Origin of the sequence: Microbacterium paludicola (assembly GCF_039529675.1) — a bacterium.
Lineage (GTDB): Bacteria > Actinomycetota > Actinomycetes > Actinomycetales > Microbacteriaceae > Microbacterium > Microbacterium paludicola.
In genome coordinates this window covers 255,041-276,849 of the sequence record NZ_BAAANG010000001.1, presented here as the reverse complement: position 1 = coordinate 276,849, position 21,809 = coordinate 255,041, and the positions used below count along the sequence as shown (strand labels likewise).

Annotated in this window: 20 protein-coding genes; 10 read left to right on the top strand and 10 right to left on the bottom strand. The window is 71.4% G+C overall.

Translation table 11 applies throughout. The features are described 5' to 3' along the window. Entirely contained in the window at nt 1–543 is a 543-nt protein-coding gene (locus ABD161_RS01365) for a glycoside hydrolase family 16 protein (protein WP_343998953.1), read from the bottom strand. 395 nt (nt 544–938) lie between these two features. Beyond that, nucleotides 939–3,947 carry an alpha-mannosidase gene (locus ABD161_RS01360; protein WP_343998951.1) on the bottom strand — a complete coding sequence of 1,003 codons (3,009 nt, stop codon included), beginning with the start codon at nt 3,945–3,947 and terminating at the stop codon, nt 939–941. A gap of 153 nt (nt 3,948–4,100) precedes the next feature. On the opposite strand from ABD161_RS01360, the gene ABD161_RS01355 reads away from it, so the two are divergent. Continuing rightward, nucleotides 4,101–5,342, top strand: coding sequence for an ROK family protein (locus ABD161_RS01355; RefSeq protein WP_343998949.1), 1,242 nt, complete (start codon nt 4,101–4,103; stop codon nt 5,340–5,342). A gap of 55 nt (nt 5,343–5,397) precedes the next feature. Here the strand turns inward: ABD161_RS01355 and ABD161_RS01350 are convergent, their stop codons facing one another. From ABD161_RS01350 to ABD161_RS01340, 3 genes are all read right to left on the bottom strand, one after another. Next, nucleotides 5,398–6,300 carry an ROK family protein gene (locus ABD161_RS01350; RefSeq protein WP_135115005.1) on the bottom strand — a complete coding sequence of 301 codons (903 nt, stop codon included), beginning with the start codon at nt 6,298–6,300 and terminating at the stop codon, nt 5,398–5,400. Nucleotides 6,301–6,308: 8 nt separating this feature from the next. After that, nucleotides 6,309–6,887, bottom strand: coding sequence for an orotate phosphoribosyltransferase (pyrE, locus tag ABD161_RS01345; protein ID WP_343998947.1), 579 nt, complete (start codon nt 6,885–6,887; stop codon nt 6,309–6,311). A gap of 180 nt (nt 6,888–7,067) precedes the next feature. After that, nucleotides 7,068–7,952 carry an aminoglycoside phosphotransferase family protein gene (locus tag ABD161_RS01340; protein ID WP_343998946.1) on the bottom strand — a complete coding sequence of 295 codons (885 nt, stop codon included), beginning with the start codon at nt 7,950–7,952 and terminating at the stop codon, nt 7,068–7,070. Between the two features lie 203 nt (nt 7,953–8,155). On the opposite strand from ABD161_RS01340, the gene ABD161_RS01335 reads away from it, so the two are divergent. From ABD161_RS01335 to ABD161_RS01325, 3 genes are all read left to right on the top strand, one after another. After that, entirely contained in the window at nt 8,156–8,320 is a 165-nt protein-coding gene (locus ABD161_RS01335) for a hypothetical protein (RefSeq protein WP_343998944.1), read from the top strand. Nucleotides 8,321–8,389: 69 nt separating this feature from the next. After that, entirely contained in the window at nt 8,390–9,808 is a 1,419-nt protein-coding gene (locus ABD161_RS01330; protein ID WP_343998942.1) for an HNH endonuclease signature motif containing protein, read from the top strand. 46 nt (nt 9,809–9,854) lie between these two features. Further along, complete coding sequence (locus ABD161_RS01325; protein ID WP_343998940.1) at nt 9,855–10,700, top strand: exodeoxyribonuclease III; 846 nt, start codon at nt 9,855–9,857, stop codon at nt 10,698–10,700. A 48-nt stretch (nt 10,701–10,748) separates the two neighbouring features. Here the strand turns inward: ABD161_RS01325 and ABD161_RS01320 are convergent, their stop codons facing one another. Genes ABD161_RS01320 through ABD161_RS01310 form a run of 3 tightly spaced genes read right to left on the bottom strand, consistent with a single transcriptional unit; the run spans nt 10,749 to nt 12,723 of the window. Beyond that, the gene (locus ABD161_RS01320) at nt 10,749–11,501 is read right to left on the bottom strand and encodes a gamma-glutamyl-gamma-aminobutyrate hydrolase family protein (protein WP_135114993.1); all 753 of its coding nucleotides are present in this window, start codon (nt 11,499–11,501) and stop codon (nt 10,749–10,751) included. 60 nt (nt 11,502–11,561) lie between these two features. Beyond that, on the bottom strand, nt 11,562–12,269 hold the full coding sequence (locus ABD161_RS01315; RefSeq protein ID WP_343998938.1) for a winged helix-turn-helix transcriptional regulator: 708 nt from the start codon (nt 12,267–12,269) through the stop codon (nt 11,562–11,564). 4 nt (nt 12,270–12,273) lie between these two features. Beyond that, nucleotides 12,274–12,723 (bottom strand): VOC family protein, encoded by a 450-nt coding sequence (locus ABD161_RS01310; protein WP_343998936.1) that lies wholly within the window; start codon nt 12,721–12,723, stop codon nt 12,274–12,276. A gap of 168 nt (nt 12,724–12,891) precedes the next feature. On the opposite strand from ABD161_RS01310, the gene ABD161_RS01305 reads away from it, so the two are divergent. The 5 genes from ABD161_RS01305 (at nt 12,892) to ABD161_RS01285 (ending at nt 17,798) form a co-directional block, all read left to right on the top strand. After that, nucleotides 12,892–14,187 (top strand): sensor histidine kinase, encoded by a 1,296-nt coding sequence (locus ABD161_RS01305; protein ID WP_343998934.1) that lies wholly within the window; start codon nt 12,892–12,894, stop codon nt 14,185–14,187. After that, nucleotides 14,184–14,819 carry a response regulator gene (locus ABD161_RS01300; protein WP_343998931.1) on the top strand — a complete coding sequence of 212 codons (636 nt, stop codon included), beginning with the start codon at nt 14,184–14,186 and terminating at the stop codon, nt 14,817–14,819. Before ABD161_RS01305 ends, ABD161_RS01300 begins: the two co-directional genes overlap by 4 nt. 226 nt (nt 14,820–15,045) lie before the next feature. Beyond that, nucleotides 15,046–15,930 (top strand): ABC transporter ATP-binding protein, encoded by an 885-nt coding sequence (locus ABD161_RS01295; protein WP_343998929.1) that lies wholly within the window; start codon nt 15,046–15,048, stop codon nt 15,928–15,930. After that, a complete protein-coding gene (locus ABD161_RS01290; protein WP_343998927.1) occupies nt 15,927–17,057 on the top strand; it encodes an ABC transporter permease in 1,131 nt (376 codons plus the stop codon). The genes ABD161_RS01295 and ABD161_RS01290 overlap by 4 nt, the downstream gene beginning before the upstream one ends. A gap of 153 nt (nt 17,058–17,210) precedes the next feature. After that, entirely contained in the window at nt 17,211–17,798 is a 588-nt protein-coding gene (locus ABD161_RS01285; protein WP_343998925.1) for a nitroreductase family protein, read from the top strand. Between the two features lie 82 nt (nt 17,799–17,880). On the opposite strand, the gene ABD161_RS01280 is transcribed toward ABD161_RS01285, so the two are convergent. Then, nucleotides 17,881–18,525 (bottom strand): hypothetical protein, encoded by a 645-nt coding sequence (locus ABD161_RS01280; RefSeq protein ID WP_343998923.1) that lies wholly within the window; start codon nt 18,523–18,525, stop codon nt 17,881–17,883. Nucleotides 18,526–18,669: 144 nt separating this feature from the next. Between ABD161_RS01280 and ABD161_RS01275 the strand changes: the two genes are divergently transcribed. Next, nucleotides 18,670–19,524 (top strand): SMP-30/gluconolactonase/LRE family protein, encoded by an 855-nt coding sequence (locus tag ABD161_RS01275; protein ID WP_343998921.1) that lies wholly within the window; start codon nt 18,670–18,672, stop codon nt 19,522–19,524. 16 nt (nt 19,525–19,540) lie between these two features. Here ABD161_RS01275 and ABD161_RS01270 read toward each other — a convergent pair whose 3' ends face one another. Continuing rightward, a complete protein-coding gene (locus tag ABD161_RS01270; protein WP_343998919.1) occupies nt 19,541–21,739 on the bottom strand; it encodes an ATP-dependent Clp protease ATP-binding subunit in 2,199 nt (732 codons plus the stop codon). Nucleotides 21,740–21,809: the final 70 nt, after the last annotated feature.

Genomic DNA, 21,809 nt, shown 5'->3' with positions numbered 1-21,809 from the left:
TCACACCGGCGGTGCCGCCGGGCGCGCGGTGCCGTGGGTGTAGACCGCGAAGTCCTCGACGATCATGTCGGCGGGGCTCGGCGTGGTCTTATCGGGCATCCCCGCCCACGCGCCGCCGATCGCGACGTTGAACACCGCGAACATGTCGGTGGTGGGGATGTTCCGGCCCGCGTAGCGCCCGACCTCGACGACGTCGATGTAGAACACGACGACGTCTCGCTCCCACCACACCGCGTAATCGTGCACCGCCTCGGCCCAGGAGCCGTCGGTGCGCGTGACGATCGACGCGAGTCCGGTCTTCTTGGCGCCGTGCACCGACGAGACGGCCTCGTTCCACCACGGGCTCGCGGTCTCGACGATGTCGATCTCCGAGGTGTCGCGCCCGCCGGCCGTGTTCCACATCCAGAACGCGGGCCAGAACCCCTGGCCCTCCGGCAGCTTCACGGACGCCGTCACGTACGAGCCCGGCCGGACGATGACGTCCCGCAGCTCCACGGCGCCGGACAGCCACTCCTCGCCCGAGCGCTCGGCCGTCAGCCGCATGCCGCCGCCTTCGAGCGGCGACCTGCGATGGCGCGTAGCGCTGGATCTCGCCGTTCTTCCACGCCGGCTCGTCGAGCACCCGTATGGTGGCGATGTCCTCCGCCGGGAAGGTCGTCTCGTACGCGACGGTCCAGCCGGGCGTCGGCGTCGTGTCGGCATATGCGGCGGCCGGCATGGCCGTCGCCAGGAGGCCGGTCAGGATCAGCGCGAGCCCGCTGCGGGGATGCTTCATCGGGGTGCTCCTCGATCGTCCTCCTCCCCCGCGCTCAGTCTTGCAGGACGGCCGCGTCCCCGAAGTGCCGTAATCAACCGGCACCTCGGGGACACCGCAGCGCCCGTGCCCCCGTGATGCCGGAACGAACCGACACCTCGGGGACACGCCGCCCCTCCCCCGCCTAGAGCGAGACGCGCAGCGTGCGCACCTCGAACGGCGTGAGCGACAGCGCCACCTCGCGGTCGTCCACCAGCGACACCTCCTCGAGGGGGTCGTCCTCGATCAGCGACACGGTCGACACCGCCGACACCGCACGGCCGAACACGAGCGAGCCCGAGGCGCGACGCCCGTACGGCTCGTACACACGGACGATCACGTCGCCCGAGCGATCCGCCGCGAGCTTGACGGCCGAGACGAGGATTCCGCCCGACGCCTGCGCCACCGGCGCCACCGGCGATCCCGTCGCCTCGCGCGGCGGCAGGTTCATCGCGAGCCCCGCGGCCGTCGCGTCCTCGATCCCCGCCCCGATGACGAAGGCGTAGCGGTGCGTCTGCTCGCCCTGATCCGTCTCCGGATCGGGGAAGCGCGGCGCGCGCAGCAGCGACAGCCGCACGGTGGTGGTCACTCCCTGCTCGGGCGTCGAGTCGCGCGTGACGTCGTAGCCGTAGGTCGAGTCGGTGGTCAGCGCGACGCCGAAGCCCGGCTCCTCGACGTGCACGAAGCGGTGCATCGACGTCTCGAACTTCGCCGCCTCCCAGCTCGTGTTCGTGTGGGTCACCCGCTTTGTGTAGCCGAACTGCGTCTCGGCGGCCGTGTGCTCGGCCTGGATGTCGAGCGGGAACGCGACCTTGAGGAATTTCTCCGTCTCGTGCCAGTCGGTGCTCTGCGCGAACTCCACCGCGGGCGATCCGGCCCGCACCGTGATCCGCTGGGTCAGCCGCGACCGCGAGAACGCGCGCGTCACGACCACGGTCACCGCGCCCGGCTCCTGCTCGAGCGTCAGCGACTCCACCGCGCGCAGGTCGTCGACCCGGTTGCGGTAGAAGCGGTCGACGTCCCACGCATCCCACATGTTGGGGAAGTCCTGGTGAAGCTGCAGCAGGTTCGCCTCGGTGCCGGCCGGGATCGCCTCCCGCCCGGTGCGGTGGTCGATCGCCGAGGTGATGAGGCCCTCCGCCGTGATCGTGACCCGCACCCGCCCGTTGTCCAGGATGTACCCGCCGCCCGACTCCTCCACCGTCACCGCGTCGGCATCCCGTCGCGGGACCGATGCCCCGAGCGGAATGAGCCCGCGCTGGTCGTACGGCGAGGCGTTGAACACCACCGTCTCGGTGCCCTCCCCGGCGAGCGCCGCCAGCGAGCGCCGGATCAGCGCCTCGGCCTCGGCCGCCACTCGCTCGTACTGCTCAACGGCCTCGCGGTGCACCCAGGCGATCGAGCTTCCCGGCAGGATGTCGTGGAACTGCTGAAGCAGCACCTGCTGCCACAGCGCATCCAGCTCGTCGTACGGGTACGCGGCGCCGGTCCAGAACGCGGCGGAGGCTGCCCACAGCTCGGCCTCGATCAGCAGGTGCTCGGTGCGGCGGTTCCCCTGCTTCGTCTTGTGCTGACTGGTGAGCGTCGCGCGGTGAAGCTCGAGGTAGAGCTCGCCGACCCACACGGGAGGCTGCGGAAGCTGCTGCTTCGCCCGGTCGAAGAACGCATCCGGATGCTCCCAGCGCACCTTCGCGGACCCCTCGAGATCCGCCAGGCGCTTCGCCTTTCCGGTCATCTCGCGGGTCGTCCCGCCGCCGCCGTCGCCCCATCCGACCGGCGCGATGGATCCGTTCGCCCGCCGCGACTCGCGGAACTGGCGCGACGCCTTCGCGACCTCGGCGCCCGACAGCTGCGAGTTGTAGGTGTCCATCGAGGGGAAGTGGCTGAAGATGCGCGAGCCGTCGATTCCCTCCCACGCGAACGTGTGATGCGGGAACCGGTTGACCTGGTTCCACGAGATCTTCTGCGTGAAGAACCACTCGAAGCCCGCGCGCCGGATGAGCTGCGGAAGGGCCGGCGAGTAGCCGAACGAGTCGGGCAGCCACACGCCCTTCGACCGGATGCCGAACTCCTCCTCGAAGAAGCGCTGGCCGTAGAGGAACTGCCGCACCATCGCCTCGCCCGTCGGCATCACCGTGTCGGACTCGACCCACATGCCGCCGAGCGGCAGGAAGCGCCCCTCCGCGACGGCGGCCTTCACCTTCGCGTACACCTCGGGACGGTGCTCCTTGATCCACGCATACTGCTGGGCGCTCGACATCCCGTAGACGAAGTCGTCCGTCTCGCCGATCAGATCCGTCATCGACGACGTGGTGCGCGCGGCCTTGCGGATGGTCTCCCGCACCGGCCACAGCCATGCCGAGTCGATGTGCGCGTGGCCGACGGCCGAGATCTCGTGCGCCGACGCCTCGGCGGGCGACGCGAGCGCCGGCGCGAGAGCCGCGCGGGAGGCGGCCGCCGTGCCGGAGATGTCCTGCAGGTCGAGCAGGTCGAGCGCGTCGTCGAGGGCCTGCAGGATGCGCATCCGCCGCGGGCTCGACTCGGGCAGCTCCGCCTGCAGCTCGAGCAGCACGTCGACGTCGAGCCCCAGCTCGAACACCTCGGCGTCGAACACCGCCAGGTCGAAGTGGCGCGTTGTGTAGAGCCGCTTCGGCGAGGAGGTGAGGATGTCGCCCTCCTGCGTCGGCAGGAACGGGTGATGCTCGAGGATCACGGGGTTGGCGGCGGCCTCGACGAGGAACTCGACCGTCTCGCCGCCCGCGGCGGCATCCGCGATCCGCACCCACTGATTGCGCGGGTTCAGCGACTTCACGGGGGTGCCGTCGGGCAGGTAGACGAGCCCCTCGCACTGGAAGCCCGTCCTGTCGACATCGAAGCCCAGGTCGATGACCGCCTCCACGCGCTGTCCCGCCCACTCGGGGGGCACCGTGCCGCGCACGCGGAACCACGTGGTGCCCCAGGCGGCTCCCCACACCGACCCGACCTCGAACGGCGCGTAGTCGAGCGCGAGTCCCTCCCCCGGCGGGATCGGCTCGCCCGGCAGCTCGGCGAACGCGACCTCAAGCGGCACACGCCGCGCGTGGACGGCGGGCTGGATCCGCTCGCGCAGCACCCGGGTGGCGCGGCCGACGGTGAGCGGGATGTCGTCATGCATTGGGTGGTGGTTCCTTTCGGATCGGGCGTCAGCCCTTGACGGCCGATCGTCTAGTTAATCAATCGTCTTGATTAATTTGTGTCAAGTGCCCGCGGCAGATCGCGCGGGCCCTTGGCGCAGTATCCTTCGGGGATAGGACGAGACGAGGACCTCATGCGGCGACGAGGGGCCAACCTCCCCACTATCGGGGGCTTCAATCAGGCGGTCGTCTTCGACATCGTGCGACGGGCCTCGGGCGGCGTGAGCCGCACCGAGATCACCGCGCAGACCGACCTCTCCGCGCAGACAGTGTCGAACGTCGCGCGCCGCCTCCTCGACGGCGGGCTTGTGCGCGAGGGAGACAAGGTCTCATCCGGTCCCGGCAAGCCGCGCACCACCCTGCATCTTGTGCCGGATGCGCGGCTCGCGATCGGCATCCACCTCGATCCCGCGCGCATCACCTATTCGATCGTCGACCTGCTCGGGCGCGTGGTCGCGCGTCATTCCACCGCGACGCTCGGGGGCCAGGCGCCGGGCGACGTCGAGCAGAGCATGATCTCTACGACCCGGTCGCTGATCGAGCAGGGAGACGTCGACCCGCGCCGCATCATCGGCATCGGCGTCGCCGCGCCCGGTCCGGTCGACATCGAACGCGGCAGCGTCAACGACCCGCCACTGCTTCCCGGCTGGAACGACGTTCCCCTGCGCGACGCCCTCGCCGACGCCTTCGACGTGCCGACCGTCCTGGTGAAGGACGTCACGTCGGCGACGGTCGGCGAGCTGTGGGCCGGCGGACATGAGCAGGCGGGCGGAGATCTCGCCGTGTTCTACATGGGATCGGGCGTCGGGCTCGGCATCGCCCTCGAGCACACGGCGCTGCGCGGCGCGACGGCGAACCTCGGCGACATCGGCCACCTGCGCGTGTCGAGCGACGGGCCGGTGTGCAAGTGCGGCCGCCGGGGCTGCCTGGGCGACACCGTGTCGCCCGCGCGCATCGTGAACGCCGCCGCTGCGCTCGGTGCCGGTGACGCCGTCGCCCCGTCCGATCACGCCGCGGTCGCCACCGCATTCGCGGCGATGTGCGACCGCGCCGACGCGGACGAGGCAGTGCGCGGCCTGCTCGACGAGCTCGCCGAGCACATCGCCGAGGCCGTCACGCCGATCGTGAATCTGCTCGACGTGTCCACCGTCGTGATGAGCGGGCCGATCTGGGCCGAGGCGGCGCGGCACACCCTCGAGGGCGTGCGCTCCCGCGTGGCCGCCTCGACCGCGCTCGTGCTGCCGCATCCGGTCTCGATCGTCGACTCGGCCCTCGGGCCGGATGCCGCCGCGGTGGGCGCCGGATGTCAGGTGCTCGAGAGCGCGTTCTCGCTCGGCGATCCGTCGCCCTTCACCCGGCGCGCGCTGACGGCCTGACGACCGTCCGGGCGCTGTTCGGCGCCCGGTTAAGCCCGCGCCCGCGAGCCGGCGGTCAGCGCAGGACGAGCGCCGCGGCGCCCACGAGCGGGCCCTCGTCGCCGAGGGCGCTGCGCACGACGCGCGTGGCCTGCGCGTAGGGAAGCACCGCGGTGCGCCGCACGGCGGCGGCCACCAGGTCGACGTAGTCGTCGGAGACGCGCGAGAACCCGCCGCTGATGGCGATCACGTCGAGATCCAGCAGAGTGGAGGCGTTCGCGAGCCCCAGACCCACCAGGGCGGCCGACCGCTCGATGGCGGCACGGGCGATCCTGTCTCCGGCCGCGGCGTCGCGGGCGATGTCCTCGCCGGTCTCGCCGGACCATCCCTCGCCCTGCGCCCAGCGCACGCTCGACGGGCCCGATGCGAGCTCCTCGAGGGTCAGCTCGCCGATGACCATCTGGCCGAGGTGCCCCGCGTTGCCCGAGGCACCGCCGATGGGCGCGCCGTCCACGACGATGCCGCCGCCGACGCCCGTCGACACCACGATCGACAGCGACGCGCGCGATCCGGCGGCCGCGCCGATCCACGACTCCGCGAGCGCGAGGCATCCGCCGTCGTGACGCAGACGGGTGGCGAAGTCATCGTGCCCCAGCACGCCCGCGACGGCGCGGCGCGCCGCGTCGGCGAGGCCGAAGCCGTGCAGCTGCGGCATGTTCACCGGGTGGATCGCGCCGGTCGCGACGTCGACGGGCCCGGCGCTGCCGATGCCGACGCCGACGAACTCCGCGTCCTCGGGCAGGCGGGCGAGGGCGTGCGCCGCCGTCTCGGCGATGGCCGACTCGAGGTCTGCCGGCGTCGCGGCGCGTCCCGTGGGGCGACGGTTGCGGCTCGCGGCGAGGACGGATCCGTCCTCCGCGACGAGCGCCGCGTCGAGCTTCGTGCCCCCGAGGTCGAGGGCGAGCGCATAACGGGCCATGGTCTCGCTCACTGCGGGTCGAGGCCGAGGTCGGCGAGGCCGATCGCAGCGCGCCATTCGAGACCCTCGGCCTCGATCGCGGCTTGCGCTCCCGTCGACCGGTCGACGATCACGGCGACGGCGACGACCTCCGCGCCCTCGCGGCGCAGCGCCTCGACCGCCTTCAGAGCAGACTGGCCGGTCGTGGAGGTGTCCTCGACCACGACGACCCTCTTGCCCTTGACGTCGGCTCCCTCGACCTGGCGGCCGCGGCCATGATCCTTCGGCTCCTTGCGGACGACGAAGGCGTCAAGCGGACGCTCGGTGCGCGCCGACTCGTGCATGATCGCGTTCGCGATGGGGTCGGCGCCGAGCGTCAGGCCGCCGACCGCGACGACATCCGGGATGTCCGCGATCAGGTCGAGCATGATCCGTCCGATCGCGGGCGCCGCACGGTGGTCGAGCGTGAGCTTGCGCATGTCGACGTAGTACGTCGCCTTCTTGCCGCTCGAGAGCGTGAAGTCACCGTGGAACACCGCCTCGTCCTGGATGAGGCCGATGAGGGCCTGGCGGTCGGCTTCGACGGCGGGAGACTCGGATGCGGCCATGCGCCCAAGTCTAGGAGGGCGCGCCCGGGCGGCCTCCACCCGGGCGCTGATGACCGGAGGTTGGATCGACCCGTCACGTAGGGCCGCGGCCGGAGGACGATGTGCCGATCGCAGGACGTTCGGGGCTCGGATCTCCTCCGTCGGGCACATGCTCCTCCGCTCGCGCGGGCGTTCCGTCGGTTACGCCTCCGAGAGCAGCTCGGCGAGCGCGTGCTCTCCCATCTGCAGCATCCAACCGTCGGCCGCCGTGGACTCGAAGGTGACGGTCGCCATGTTGAGCGCCCACCCGTATGCGCGGATCCAGACCGAGTCGTCAAGCGGGTGGAGATCCGCGAGGTGAGCGCGGTAGTCGTGGCGTCCCTTCGTGTCGAAGACGAGCCATGCCACAGCCAGATCGGTCGCTGGGTCGCCGGCCGTGAGATCGCCGAAGTCGATCACGGCCAGGCCGCCGGCGGGGGTCGCAAGCAGATTGCCTGGATGCGGATCGCCATGCAGCCACATCGGCGGCCCCCTCCATCCGGGACTCGCGGCGCAGCGGTCGAACAGCGCCTGCAGCCGGTTGGGTTCCGGTACAAGTCCGCGCTCGAGGCGGGTGCGGAACGCCTCGGCGCGCCTCAGCAGTGGCACGCCCCGTACGGGGTTCGCCGGGGCGGCCGCAGGTGCCGGCACATGCAGCGCACGGTGGAACTCCGCCAGCGGTGCTGCCAGGTGACGCCGCTCCCTCGGAGGGATGTCGGCGAGGCGCGCTCCGTCGATCCACGGCAGCACCGACCACGCCCACGGATATCCGGCCGCGGAGCTCGGTCTGCCCGCTCTCACAGGCACGGGCACCTCCACGGGCAGCGTCCGTGCCAGTTCCGGCAACCAGCGCTGCTCGTGGATGACGAGCTGGGCCGCCGCCTCGCGCCGCGGCAGGCGCAACACCAGCTCCTCACCGAGTCGCAGAACGCTGTTGTCCCATCCGTTCGCGAGGGTGGCGAGCGGCAACTCCGCCAGGTCCGGATGCTGCTCGGCGAGCAGCTCTCGCGCGAGCTCGACCGTCACGTCGAGATCGGGCGCCACCATGCTGACGACCCTACCGACGTCGCCCGCCGCGCCAGGCCGCGGGCGGAGGAGGTTGCGCCGATCGCAGGACGTTCGAGGCTCGGACCTCCTCCCGCGGGCAGATTCTCCTCCGCTCGCGCGGGCGGCGAAGGCCTCGACGCAGCGACAGTGATCGGAAACCAGGGAGCGAGGGACACCTCCGAGGTGCGGCGAGGCAGAGCACCGTGACCGACGCCGCCGCGGCGCTCAAGCGCGCTCGTGCGCATGTCCCCGACATCCGGATCGAGGCCTGGGACGGCACCCACTCGCTGCCGTTCGAGCAGCCGGAACGCATCAGCGCCCAGCTCATCGCGTTCATAGACGCGCACGATCCGGCGCCAGGCGGCTGACGCCGGATCAGACAGGCGTCACGGAACCGCGCCGATCACAATGTCGGTGGTTGGTTCTAGTCTCGGTACATGGCGGCGACCCCGTGGTTCGAAGATCCGTCTCGCGATCCTCGCGAGGCGGTCGCCGCCGCGGCGGGCGCCCTGGAGGGCGTGTTCTCGCAGGTCGGCTCGCTGGCGGATGCGGACGTCGTCGCGTTCACACGGCAGGTCGAGGCCCTCGGGCGGCTCGTGGACGGGCTGCGGGTGCGGGCCGCCGGCGAGGTGGATGCCAGGTCGGATCTGAGGGCCGAGGAGCGCCTGTCCGCCCTGCACGGGTGCCGCAACGGGATCGAGCTGCTGGAGAGACTGACTCTTGTGTCGTCCGCGACGGTACGTGCGCGGATCGTGCTGGACAAGCGCACGCGGCCCCGGTTCGCGCTCACCGGCGAGGAGCTGCCGGCCGAGCACCCCGCGATCGGGGCAGCGCTGGAGGACGGGACGCTCGGACTCGAGACGGCCGGGCTGATCGGAAAGATGCTCGCGAGGGTCGCCCACCGCGCCGACCCCGTCCGGCTGGCCGATGCCGAAGCGTGGCTCGTCGGGCAGGCCACCGATCCCACGCAGCCGCGGACGTTCGACGAGGTCGTCGTGCAGGTCCTCGCCCAAGGTGTCGGGCTGGATCAGGACGGTCTCGAGCCGTCCGCCGAGGAAGCCGCGAAGCGCCGCGGGTTCACCATCGGCGCCCTCCGCAACGGCCTCCACCCGGTGCGCGGCGACGTCACCCCGGAAGCGGCCGGCACACTGCAGATGCTGTTCGATGCGCACAGCAACCCCGCCGTCCGGTTCGGCACCCACCCCGCCGACACCGAGGCAGGCGAACCCTGGGGCCCGGACGAGACCGTCCCCGACGACCGCACCCCGACACAGAAGCGGCACGACATCCTCCACTCCGCCATCCAGACCGCCGCCCGCGCCGAGGACACCCCCTCCCTCGGCGGCGCGGCCCCCACACTGCTCGTCCACGTCGCGGCGGAGGACCTCCTCTCCCCGACCGGCGTCGCGTCCATCGACGGCATCCAGACCCCCATGCCGGCGAGCCTCGCCCACCGGATCGCCTGCACCGGAGCAGTGCAGAAGATCGTCTTCGACAACGCCGGCCGCATCGTCCGCCTCGGCACCAAGGAACGCCTGTTCAACACCCACCAGCGCAAGGCCATCGCCGCCCGCGACGGCGGCTGCGTCATCCCCGGCTGCAGCATCCGGGCGTCCTGGTGCGAGATCCACCACGTCACCGATCACGCCAAGGGCGGCCCCACCCACACGGACAACGGGGTGATGCTCTGCTGGTGGCACCACCACAACCTCGAACGCTCCGGCTGGGGCATCCGAATCAACCGCGGCATCGTCGAGACCAAAGCACCACCCTGGATCGACCCCCGCGGCCACTACCGCCCCGCACCCAACGCCATCACGAGGCGCCGATCGCGACCACCCGTTCGCGCCGGCTGAGCCGCCGCGTGCGAGCGACGTCGGTGCCCCGATCTAGGCTGGATCCATGCGGCTTGCCACCTGGAACGTGAACTCGATCCGCGCCCGCGTCGGACGCATCGTCGCCTTCGCCGAGCGCGAGAGCATCGACGTGCTGGCGATGCAGGAGATCAAGTGCAAGCCCGAGCAGTTCCCCTATGCCGAGTTCGAGGCGGCGGGCTACCACGTCGAGGCGCACGGCCTGAATCAGTGGAACGGCGTCGCGATCGCGAGCCGCGAGCCCATCGAGGACGTGGAGTATTCCTTCCCGGGAATGCCCGGTTTCCTGAAGGATCACGACGGGCCGGATGCCCCGCTCGAGGCGCGTGCGATCGGCGCCACGGTGGGCGGCGTGCGGGTGTGGAGCCTGTACGTGCCCAACGGCCGCTCCCTGCACGACCCGCACTACACCTACAAGCTCCACTGGCTGAAGGCGCTCGAGGAGTACACGCGACAGACACTCGCGGCACGACCGGATCTGCCGCTTGCCCTGGTCGGCGACTACAACATCGCGCCGACCGACGCCGACAACGGCGACCCCCAGGTGGTCGAGGGAGTGACCACCCACGTCTCCCCCGCCGAGCGCGAGGCCTTCGCGGCTCTCGAGTCGGCCGGAGTCAGCGACGTCGTGCGCCCGCTGGTTCCCGAGGGCTACACCTACTGGGACTACAAGGCCCTGAAGTTCCCGCGCAACCAGGGGCTCCGCATCGACTTCATCCTCGGATCGCGCGCGCTTGCCGACGCGGTGGCCGGCGCCGCCATCCACCGCGACGAGCGCAAGGGCGACGCCCCCAGCGACCACGTGCCGGTGGTCGTCGACCTCGACTTCCCCGGCGAGGCCGAGGACGACGACGTCCCGATGATCTTCGGCTGATCGGCGTCCAGCGTCAGCCGTCCGCCGTCAGCCGTCAGGCGTCAGGCGTCAGGCGGTGAGCACAACCTCGAACGCCGGCGAGCCTGCCGAGGCCGCCGCGACGAGGCGCCGGAACAGCGCCAGCTCGAACGCCCACTCCTCCGGGGCCGACAGCTTCTCGGGGTGCCACTGGACGCCGACGTAGTCCCATCCGTCCGTCGCCTCCACCGCCTCGACCACGCCGTCGTCCGCCTGCGCGACGGCGACAAGGCCTTCGGCGACCCGACCGACTGCCTGGTGGTGAAGCGAGTTCACGGCCCGACGCGTGACGCCGTACACCCCGGCGAGGCGGCTGTCGGGGGCGAGCGTCACGTCGTGGCGCACGCGGAACTGGCGCTCCGCGTCGAGCAGCGGGGCGTGAACCGACGTCGTCCCGAGGTCGACGACGAGCGTGCCACCCAGGGCCACGTTCACGACCTGGTGCCCGCGGCAGATGCCGAGCGTCGGGATGTTCAGATCCCGCGCGGCGCGGGCGAGCTCGAGCTCGAACCCGTCGCGCTGCGCGCTGTACTCGACGCCCGGCTCCGGACGGCCACCGTAACGGGTCGGATCGACGTCTCCCCCACCGGAGAGCACGAGGCCGTCCAGCCGCGCGGCCAGCTGCGCGGGATCGCCGATCGGCGGCAGCACGATCGGGATGCCGCCCGCGGCCTCGACGGCCTCGATGTAGTCGGTGCCGAGTGCCGCGTAGGGAAGGTCGGTCCCGTGCTCGGTGTCGAGCCTGCGCAGCGGAGCCGAGATGCCGATGAGGGGGCGGGTCATCCATCCAGTCTCACCGGGGCGGTTCGGTACCGGCTCCCCCGGCGTAACACGGCGTGATCCTCAGGCAGCGATCCCCGGCGAGATGTGGAACGTGGCGGCGAACCGATCGAGCAGCGCGGCATCTCCGTCGACCACATGAAGATGCCCCTCGGAGACGGCCTGCTGCGGCGACAGCTCCCCCGAGATGACGCGGCGGATGCCGGGTCCTGCCGCGATGCGCACATCGGGCTCGCCGGATGGCAGCGCTCCTCGGACCGGCGGTGCCGGAGGCGCGATCTGCCACACCTCCAGCTCGCCCACCTGGAGCTGACCGGCCGACACGCGCACACCGAGCGTCACGGGTCCGATCCCCAGCTCATATGTGGTTTCGGGCATGTCGGCCGCGCGTTCCGGTCGGAACGCCGTCCGCAGCGCCATGGTGAGGGAATCCGGCGTCACGACGTCGCTCTCTCCCGGGTCGCCCATCCGCTGAAACCCCCAGCGTCCGAGCGCCAGCACGATCGGCTCGAGCTCACGGCCGTACTCCGTGAGCTCATAGACGAGGCCGCATCGCGGGATCGGCACCCGGCGCACGACGCCGCCCTCCTGCAACTCCTTGAGGCGGGTGCTGAGGATGTTCGTCGGGATCCTCGGCAGCCCCTGCTTCAGGTCGGTGTAGCGGCGCGGCCCGACGAGCAGGTCGCGGACGATGAGCAGGGCCCACCGCTCCCCGACAAGCTCGACGGCCGTCGTGACGCCGCAGTACTGCCCGTAGCTGCGCGTTGCCAAGCGATCAGGCCCCAGCCTGTTCCGCCGACTCCGCCATGTAGGCCTCGGGGCCCTTCTCGGCGGCGACCGGGTCCATCCAGAGGAACTCGATGATGTTGCCGTCGGGGTCGGCCATGCTGACGGAGTACATGAACCCGTAGTCCTGCGGGTCCTTGTGCTCGCTGCCGCCCGCGTCGAGGACGGCCTGGCGGATGGTGTCGACGTCCTCTCGCGAGTCGCGGCTGAGCGCCGTGATGACCTGTGCCGAGCCGGCAGGATCGACGACGGTCTTGTCGGTGAAGGTGCCGAAGTACTCCTTGGTCAGCACCATGAAGAAGACGTTGTCGTCCCACTTCACGCAGGCGGCGTTCTCGTCCGTGAACTCGGGCACGATCTCGGCGCCCAGGGCGGTGTAGAACTCCTTCGCCCTCGGCAGATCGGCCGTCGGCAGGTTGACGAAGATGTTGGTGGCCATGGGTGCTCTCTCCTGCTTCCTTGCGAGTGGATGACGCCGGCCGCGTCCGGGGTGGAGGTGCCGACGACGACATGCTTGCAAAAAGCAAGTAAGGCGTCAAGAGCCCGACAGCGAGGTTTCCACCGCGCGGGGGAGGACGACGCTCCGCCGGATCCGTAGCGTGGAGGGATGGCGCTCCTCACGCGTGACTCCCCTGCGCCCGCGCTCCGGGCCGCCTCCGATGCGACGGCGCGCGAGCGCCCGACCGCGCGAGACCTGCGGACGGACGTCCTGCTCGCGGGCGGTCTTTTCGTCAGCGCGGTGCTGAGCGTCGCACTGAACGCGGTCTCGCAGATGTTCGCGTTCCGTGACGACGCCGGCGCCTGGCCGCTCCTGTTCGCCGCGCTCACGACGCTGCCTCTCGCGATGCGCCGGCGCTATCCGATCGCGGTCGCGGTCCTGATCGCGGCCGCGTACTTCGCGGGTGTGTCCTTCGAGATGGCCGAGCTGTACGTCAGCCAGGTGACCATGTTCATCGCCTTCTACACGGTGGGCGCGTGGATGGACGACCGGCGGCGCGCCGCCATCGGCCGCCTGCTGATCATGGCCGGGATGTTCGTCTGGATGCTCGTGACGACATATCTCGGCGCTGTGCAGCCGGAGGAGCATACGCCCGAGTTCGCGGGCGCGTTCTCGCCCTACGTCGCCTACATGCTCATCCTGTGGCTCGTGAACGTCGCATACTTCGGCGGTGCGTACTACATGGGCGATCGCGCGCACGCCGCGGCCCGCGACCGCGAGGCCCTGCGCCGCCGTACCCGCGAGCTGGAGGAGGAGCGCGAGATGTCCGCCGCGCAGGCGGTGACGCTCGACCGGATCCGCATCGCCCGTGAGCTTCACGACGTGGTCGCCCACCACGTCTCCGCCATGGGCGTGCAGGCCGGAGCCGCGCGCACGGTGCTCGACAGGGATCCGGATGCCGCGCGGAGCATATTGAGTTCGGTCGAGCAGTCCGCGCGCTCGGCGATCGACGAGCTGCACCTGCTGCTCGACACGCTCCGCGCCCCGGGAGGCGCCGACGAGGCGGCCTCCACGTTGCGCCTCGAGGGCCTCGCCGAGCTCGCGCACGAGATGACCGCCGCGGGGACGCCCACGTCGTTCACCGTCGTGGGCGGGCCTCTGGAGGTCCCCGAGACCATCCACGTGAACCTCTACCGCATCGCGCAGGAGGCGCTCACGAACGCCCGGCGCCACGCGGGGCCCGACGTGACGGCCGACATGCGGCTGCGGTATGACCGCGACGCCGTGGAGCTCGAGGTCACGAACACGGGCCGCGTGCGTCCCGGCGCGCGCGCGGGTCTCGGCCAGCTCGGCATGCGGGAGCGGGCGATCGCCTCCGGCGGCTCGCTCGAGTTCGGGCCCCGCGATCGCGGTGGCTACCTGGTGAGGGTGCGAGTGCCGGTGCCGCGCGGAGACGCGTCGTGACCCCGCGGGTCCTGATCGTGGACGACCATGCAACGATGCGCATGGGCTTCCGGACGATCCTCGAGGCGTCGGGAATCGAGGTCGCGGGCGAGGCCGCGACCGGCCGGCAGGCGGTCGCCGCCGCGCAGGAGATCGCCCCGGATGTTGTGCTGATGGACGTGCAGATGCCCGACATGGACGGCATCGAGGCGACCCGCCGGATCCTGTCCCAGGATCGGCGGCCGCGCATCCTGATCGTGACGACCTTCGACCGCGACGACTACCTGTTCGCCGCGCTCGATGCCGGCGCGAGCGGCTTCCTGCTGAAGAACGCCGGCCCCGAGGAGCTCGTCGCGGCGGTCCGGGTGGTCGCCTCCGGCGACGCGCTGCTCGCGCCTGAGGTCACGCGCCGGGTCATCGAGCGCCACGCGCGCCCCACCACCGCGGCGAGCGCGCCGGATCCCGGCCTGACCGACCGCGAGCGGGAGGTGCTGCGGCTGCTCGCCGAGGCGCTCAGCAACGCGGAGATCGCCGAGCGCCTCTTCATCGGCGAGGCGACCGTCAAGACGCACGTGTCGAACGTCCTGCAGAAGCTGGGCGCGCGAGACCGCGTCGCCGCGGTCGTCTACGCCCACCGCCACGGGCTCGCCTGAGCGCCACCGAGCCCCCGCCGCCGCGCGCCAGCGCCCACGTCGGTGCGGATCGGCCCACTCCCGCGCGAATGAGGGCCGCTCGGCACCGATCCCGCTCCCGCCCGGCGGGACCCGCCGCGAGGGAGCCGCCCCCGCCGCACGGGGGAGAGGCAAGATCCGCCCCCCGGGGGATCCCGCGGCCGCGCCGCCTGCCTAGCGTGAAGGGCATGGACGAAAGGGGCAGCGGATGCTGACGCTCAGCGGGATCGAGAAGAGCTACGGCGAGCGGCGGGTGCTGGACGACGTGTCGTTCGACATCGCGCCGGGTCGCCTCACCGGGTTCGTCGGCGGCAACGGCGCCGGCAAGACCACCACCATGCGGATCATCCTGGGCCTGCTGGCCCACGAGCGCGGCGAGGTGACGCTCAACGGCACCCCGCTCACGGCCGCCGACCGCCGCGGCTTCGGCTACATGCCGGAGGAGCGCGGGCTGTATCCGAAGATGCGGGTGCTCGAGCACATCGTCTACCTCGCGCGCCTCCACGGCTTCACGAAGGACGACGCCACCACCCGCGCGCGGGCGATCCTGGACAGGCTCGGCCTGGGGGAGCGGATGAACGACAACGTCGAGGCCCTCTCGCTCGGCAACCAGCAGCGCGCCCAGATCGCGGCCGCGCTCGTGCACGACCCCGAGGTGCTGATCCTCGACGAGCCGTTCTCGGGCCTGGATCCCCTCGCGGTGGATGTCGTCGCGAGCGTCCTGCAGGAACGGGCGGCCGCCGGGGTGTCGGTCCTCTTCTCGTCGCACCAGCTGGATGTCGTCGAGCGGCTCTGCGACGACCTCGTCATCATCGCGAGCGGCACCATCCGGGCGAACGGATCGCGCGACGAGCTGCGCAACCGACACGCGTCGCGCCGCTTCGAGCTCGTCTCCTCCGCCGACGCGGGCTGGCTGCGTGAGCAGCCCGGCATCGAGGTCATCGACTTCGACAGCGGATGGGCGGTGTTCGACGCGAACGACGACGCGTCCGCGCAGCGCGTGCTCCGCGCCGCCCTCGGGCGCGGCGACGTCGCCTCGTTCTCGCCTCAGCGACCCTCTCTCGCGCAGATCTTCAAGGAGGTCATCCAGTGAGCACTCCCACCACCACCACACGCACCACCGCCGTCCGCCCCGAGGCGTCGCTCACGCCCGCCCAGGGCGTGTGGCTCGTCGCCGAGCGCGAGATCGGCGGCAAGCTCCGCAGCCGCTCGTTCCTGATCTCCACGGCGATCCTGCTCGTCCTGGCTCTCGGCGGCATCCTGTGGTCGGGGTTCCAGGCGGGCTCCGCCGGCACGATCGAGGTCGCCGCCACGGCGGATGTCGCCGGTCAGCTCCCGGAGGTCGAGGCCATCGAGGTCACCGAGGTCGCGGATCGCGCCGAGGCCGAGGCGCTCGTCGCCGACGGCGAGGTCGAGGCGGCGCTGCTCCCCGACGCGCAGTCGCCGACGGGCGTGCTGCTGCTCGCCGACAAGGAGGCACCCGACTCGCTGGTGTCGCTGCTGTCGGTCGCGCCGACGGTCGAGCTGCTCGATCCGGATGCCGACGGCGAGGGCCCGATGCGGTACCTGCTCGGCGTCATCTTCGGCGTGGTGTTCATGATGTCGGCGATCACCTTCGGCTCGCCGATCAGCATGAGCGTGATCGAGGAGAAGCAGACCCGCGTGATCGAGATCCTGATCTCGGCGATCCCGGCCCGCGTCCTGCTCGCGGGCAAGGTGCTCGGCAACACGATCCTCGCGTTCGGGCAGATCCTGCTGCTCGTCGCGGTCGCCGTGGTCGGCCTTGTGCTCACGGGTCAGACCGGGCTGCTGCAGGGCCTCGGCGCGCCGCTCGTGTGGTTCGCGGTGTTCTTCGTCTTCGGCTTCCTGCTGCTCGCGGCGATGTTCGCGGCGGCCGGATCGCTCGTGTCCCGCCAGGAGGATTCGGGACCGACGCTGACCCCCGTGATGTACCTGACGATGATCCCGTACTTCCTCGTGCTGTTCCTCGGGGACAACCCCGTCGCGATGACGGTGATGTCGTACGTGCCGTTCTCGGCGCCGGTGGCGATGCCGATCCGGCTCTTCTTCGGCGAGGCGACGTGGTGGGAGCCGCTGCTGTCGCTCGTCATCCTGCTCGCCTCCTGCTTCGTGGTGATCGGCCTCGGCGCCAAGATCTACGAGAACTCGCTGCTGCGGATGGGCGCACGCGTGAAGCTCAAGGACGCCCTGCGCGGCTGACCCGCACACAAGAAGGCGCGTGCTCTCCCCGGAGGTCACGCGCCTTCGTCGCATTCGGGACCAACTCGATTCACCGGAATAGAATCTGCCGCGCGGGCCTTGCATCCCGTGGGCAACGGCGCCCTGACCATCCCGAACCCGAGGAGAAATCACATGGACGCTGCCACGTTCGACCGCACCGCGACCACCGACCACCCGGTCCTCGACGTCCTCGCCGGACGCTGGAGCCCCCGCGCCTTCGACGCCACCACGCCGATCGACGAGCAGAAGCTCTCGAGCGCGCTGGAGGCCGCCCGCTGGTCGCCCTCGGCCAACAACATCCAGCCGTGGAAGTTCATCGTCGCCCGCCGCGGCACCCCCGAGCACGCCGCGATCAGCGCGTCGCTGATGGGCTTCAACCAGGCCTGGGCGCCCGCCGCGGCCGTCCTGATCGTCGCCATCGCCACCACGCATGACGCGGCGGGCAACGAGATCCCCACCGCGCTGTACGACCTCGGCCAGGCCGTGGCGCACCTGTCGGTGCAGGCCCACCACGACGGCCTCGTCGTGCACCAGATGACGGGCTTCGACCCCGCCGCCGTCGCCGCGCACTTCGGCCTGCCGCAGAACGAGCGGCCGTTCACCGTGACCGCCCTCGGTGGGTTCGGCGATCTCGACGCCCTGCCCGAGGCCCTGCGCGAGCGCGAGACCGCCCCGCGCACGCGCCGCCCGATCGCGGAGTCGCTCATCGTCAACGCCTGATCGCGCGTGTCACGAGGGGCCGGCGGGAGTCATCCCGCCGGCCCCTCGTCGTTCGCTGCGCCGCGCCCGATCCAGCGCCCGGTCACATGTCCTGCAGGAACCCCAGCACGAGCAGCACCGCCACGGTTCCGACCGCGATCATCCCGATCCCGAATCCCCGTGCCGCCTTCTGCGCCGCCGTGCCCGCCGCGCGGCGGGCGGCGGTGCGCGCCGCGGTCGCCGCCGCCTGACGCGTCGACTGCCAGTCGCCGTCGCGCAGATCGCCGCGCACGGCCTCGACGAGCGCGGATCCCTCGGCCGTGGTCGAGATGCGCGCCGCGAGCCCCTCGCCCGAGCGTTTGAGCCGGTCGCGGTGGGCCGCCAGCCGCGCGCGCTGCTCGTCGGTCAGGACCCCCCTCGCCGTCTCGCCCAGCCCCGCCGCGAACTCGGCGGGTGTGTCGGCGGCAGCGATCTCGCTCGCCGATCCGCCGATCTGCGCAAGCGCGCCCCGGATGTCGCCCTTCTTCAGCGCCCCGAGAGCGGCATCCATGTCGACGCCGGATGCCGCATCCGCGATCTCCCGCGCCCACGGCGCGCCGGATCCGGGAGGCTGAACCGCACCCGCCGGCTCGACGGGCGCCGGCAGCCGGAGGGCCGGGAGCTCGATCCGCGGCAGCTCCTGCGGGGCGGGGACGGGCGCCGCGTTCGCGCCGAGCCCGCCGCCGAACAGCTCGGGCAGCCCCGGCACGACGGCTCGGGCGGATCGAACAGCGGCCCCCGCGCGGGCACGCTCTGCTGCGGCTCTTCCCCCATGGCGACATCCTGCCGTACGCGCGGCCCGGCCGCCGCGACAGAATGGTCACGGCCGCCACCCGCGATCCGAGGAGGACCGATGCCCCGCGCCGAGCAGATCACCGCACCGATCACGTACCACGGCGAGGGCGCGGTCTGGCACGACGGATGGGGCGGCCTGCGCCTCGTCGACATTCTCGCGGGCGACATCCTGTCGCTCGACGAGAGCACCGGCGACGTCTCCCGGCTTCACGTCGACTCGCCCGTCGCGGCGATGCTGCGCCCGCGGACCGCGGGCGGCTTCATCGTCGCCACCGAGCGCGCGTTCGCCGCGTACGACGCCAACGACCGCCGCGAGTGGGTCACGCCCGATCTCTGGGAGGGCCCGATCCGCTTCAACGAGGGCACCGTCGACCCCCAGGGCCGGCTGCTCGCGGGGCAGATGGCCTACGACCCGAAGCCCGGCTCCGCCGCGATGTGGCGGCTGAACACGGATCGCTCCACCGAGCGACTGTTCGGCGGACTTACGATCTCGAACGGCCTCGGGTTCACCGCCGACGGCAGCCGCGCGTACTTCAACGACACCCCGACCGGCCGCATCGACGTGTTCGACGTCGAGGACGGCGAGCTGGGGGAGCGCCGCCCCTTCGTCACGCTCCCGGGGGGAGTCGGCAGCCCGGATGGTCTGTGCCTGGACGTCGAGGACGGCGTGTGGGTCGCGCTCCACGGCGGCTCGGCGGTGCGCCGCTACGACGCCGCCGGGACGCTGACCGAGGTCGTCGACGTCGGCGCCGCGCAGGTCACGTCCTGCACCCTGGGCGGCCCGGCCGGCACGACGCTGTACATCACGACGTCGCGCGAGGGCCTCGAGCCGCACGAGGACCCGGACGCCGGGGCACTGTTCCGCGCGGAGGCCGGCATCGCCGGCGCCCCGCTCCGCACGGTCGACGCCTGACCCGCGGCGCGGCCGCTCAGTCCTCGACGATCTCGGCGTCGATCACGTCGTCGTCCTCGTCCCGCGCGGGCGCCTGCCCCTCGCTCACCAGGGTGAGCTGAGAGCCGTCGCTCGCCACGTCGACGCGCACGGTGTCGCCGTCGCGGACGCCGCCCGACAGGATCGCGCGCGCGAGCCGATCCTGGATCTCGGTCTGGATGAGGCGGCGCAGGGGGCGCGCGCCGTACACCGGGTCGTAGCCGCGCTCGGCAAGCCACGCGCGGGCATCCGGCGTGACGGCGAGCGTGAGGCGGCGCGTCGAGAGCCGGCGCTGCAGAAGGTCGACCTGCAGCTCGACGATCTGCGCGAGATCATCCTGCGTGAGGGCCTGGAACATCACGATGTCGTCGAGGCGGTTCACGAACTCGGGCTTGAACGCCTGCCGCACGAGGTGCATGACCTGCTCGCGCTTGACCTCGGCCGAGAGCGTCGGGTCGATCAGGATCGGCGAGCCGAGGTTCGACGTCAGGATCAGGATGACGTTCTTGAAGTCGACGGTGCGACCCTGCCCGTCGGTGAGGCGTCCATCGTCCATCACCTGCAGCAGCACGTCGAACACCTCGGGATGGGCCTTCTCGACCTCGTCGAGCAGCACGACGCTGTAGGGACGCCGCCGCACGGTCTCGGTCAGCTGCCCGCCCTGCTCGTAGCCGACGTAGCCGGGAGGGGCGCCGACGAGGCGCGAGACCGAGTGCTTCTCGCCGTACTCCGACATGTCGATACGCACCATCGCGTGCTCGTCGTCGAACAGGAACTCGGCGAGCGCCTTGGCGAGCTCGGTCTTTCCCACGCCCGTGGGGCCGAGGAACAGGAACGAGCCCGTGGGACGGTTCGGATCGCTGATGCCCGCGCGCGAGCGGCGCACGGCGTCGGACACCGCGCCGACCGCCTCCTTCTGCCCGATGAGGCGCCGGCCGAGCTCGGCCTCGAGGTGAAGCAGCTTCTCGGTCTCGCCCTGCAGCAGCCGCCCGACGGGGATGCCCGTCCACGACGCGATCACCTGGGCGATGTCGTCGTCGGTGACCTGCTCGTTCACCATCCGCGGCTCGTCGGCGCCGGCCTCCGCCTGGCGCTCGGCCTCGGCGAGCTGCTCCTCGAGCTGCTTGATCGTCTCGTACTGAAGCTTCGACGCCTTCGCGTAGTCGGCCTCACGCAGGGCGCGGTCGCGCTCGGTCACCGCTTCGTCGAGGCGCTTCTTGAGGTCGCCTACGCGGTTCAGGTCGCCGCGCTCGCGCGCCCAGCGCGCCTCGAGCTCGGCCAGCTCGCGCGAGGACTCCTCCATCTGTTCGCGCAGCTTGGCGAGTCGCTCCTTCGATGCAGGATCCTTCTCCTTCTTGAGCGCGAGCTCCTCCAGCCGCATCCTGTCGACCTGGCGCTTGAGCTGGTCGATCTCGACGGGGGAGGAGTCGATCTCCATCTTCAGGCGGCTCATCGCCTCGTCGATCAGGTCGATCGCCTTGTCGGGCAGCTGCCGGCTCGGGATGTAGCGGTTGCTGAACGCCGCGGCCGCGACGAGCGCGCCGTCGGTGATCGTCACCCCGTGGTGCGCCTCGTACCGGCCCTTGAGCCCGCGCAGGATGGCGACCGTGTCCTCGACGGACGGCTCGCCCACGTACACCTGCTGGAAGCGGCGCTCGAGAGCGGCGTCCTTCTCGATGAACTCGCGGTACTCGTTCAGCGTCGTCGCGCCGATCAGGCGCAGCTCGCCGCGCGCGAGCATGGGCTTCAGCATGTTCGACGCCGCGACGGATCCCTCTCCGCCGCCGGCACCCATCAGCACGTGAAGCTCGTCGATGAAGGTGATCACCTGGCCCTCCGACTCGGTGATCTCCTTCAGGACGTTCTTCAGCCGCTCCTCGAACTGGCCGCGGTACATCGCGCCGGCGACGAGTGCCGACATGTCCAGGCTGATCAGGCGCTTGTCCTTCAGGCTCTCGGCCACGTCGCCCGCGACGATGCGCTGCGCGAGGCCCTCGACCACGGCGGTCTTGCCGACGCCGGGCTCGCCGATCAGCACGGGGTTGTTCTTCGTGCGGCGGGTGAGCACCTGGCTCACGCGCCGGATCTCGCCGTCGCGTCCGATCACGGGGTCGAGCTTCCCCTGCCGGGCGCGCTCGGTCAGGTCGATGCCGAACTGCTCGAGTGCGCTCTGCTGATCCTGCTGCTGCTCTGCCACTGCCGCCTCCGAAGCCCTGCAAACTTGAGTCGCTTTCGCTCAAGTTTATCGGATCGAGGCGGGTCGCGGA

Coding starts and splice junctions, on each gene's coding strand:
- ABD161_RS01365 (WP_343998953.1), bottom strand. CDS start 543: ATGCGGCTGACGGCCGAGCGCTCGGGCGAGGAGTGGCTGTCCGGCGCC.
- ABD161_RS01360 (WP_343998951.1), bottom strand. CDS start 3,947: ATGCATGACGACATCCCGCTCACCGTCGGCCGCGCCACCCGGGTGCTG.
- ABD161_RS01355 (WP_343998949.1), top strand. CDS start 4,101: ATGCGGCGACGAGGGGCCAACCTCCCCACTATCGGGGGCTTCAATCAG.
- ABD161_RS01350 (WP_135115005.1), bottom strand. CDS start 6,300: ATGGCCCGTTATGCGCTCGCCCTCGACCTCGGGGGCACGAAGCTCGAC.
- pyrE (WP_343998947.1), bottom strand. CDS start 6,887: ATGGCCGCATCCGAGTCTCCCGCCGTCGAAGCCGACCGCCAGGCCCTC.
- ABD161_RS01340 (WP_343998946.1), bottom strand. CDS start 7,952: ATGGTGGCGCCCGATCTCGACGTGACGGTCGAGCTCGCGCGAGAGCTG.
- ABD161_RS01330 (WP_343998942.1), top strand. CDS start 8,390: ATGGCGGCGACCCCGTGGTTCGAAGATCCGTCTCGCGATCCTCGCGAG.
- ABD161_RS01325 (WP_343998940.1), top strand. CDS start 9,855: ATGCGGCTTGCCACCTGGAACGTGAACTCGATCCGCGCCCGCGTCGGA.
- ABD161_RS01320 (WP_135114993.1), bottom strand. CDS start 11,501: ATGACCCGCCCCCTCATCGGCATCTCGGCTCCGCTGCGCAGGCTCGAC.
- ABD161_RS01310 (WP_343998936.1), bottom strand. CDS start 12,723: ATGGCCACCAACATCTTCGTCAACCTGCCGACGGCCGATCTGCCGAGG.
- ABD161_RS01305 (WP_343998934.1), top strand. CDS start 12,892: ATGGCGCTCCTCACGCGTGACTCCCCTGCGCCCGCGCTCCGGGCCGCC.
- ABD161_RS01295 (WP_343998929.1), top strand. CDS start 15,046: ATGCTGACGCTCAGCGGGATCGAGAAGAGCTACGGCGAGCGGCGGGTG.
- ABD161_RS01285 (WP_343998925.1), top strand. CDS start 17,211: ATGGACGCTGCCACGTTCGACCGCACCGCGACCACCGACCACCCGGTC.
- ABD161_RS01275 (WP_343998921.1), top strand. CDS start 18,670: ATGCCCCGCGCCGAGCAGATCACCGCACCGATCACGTACCACGGCGAG.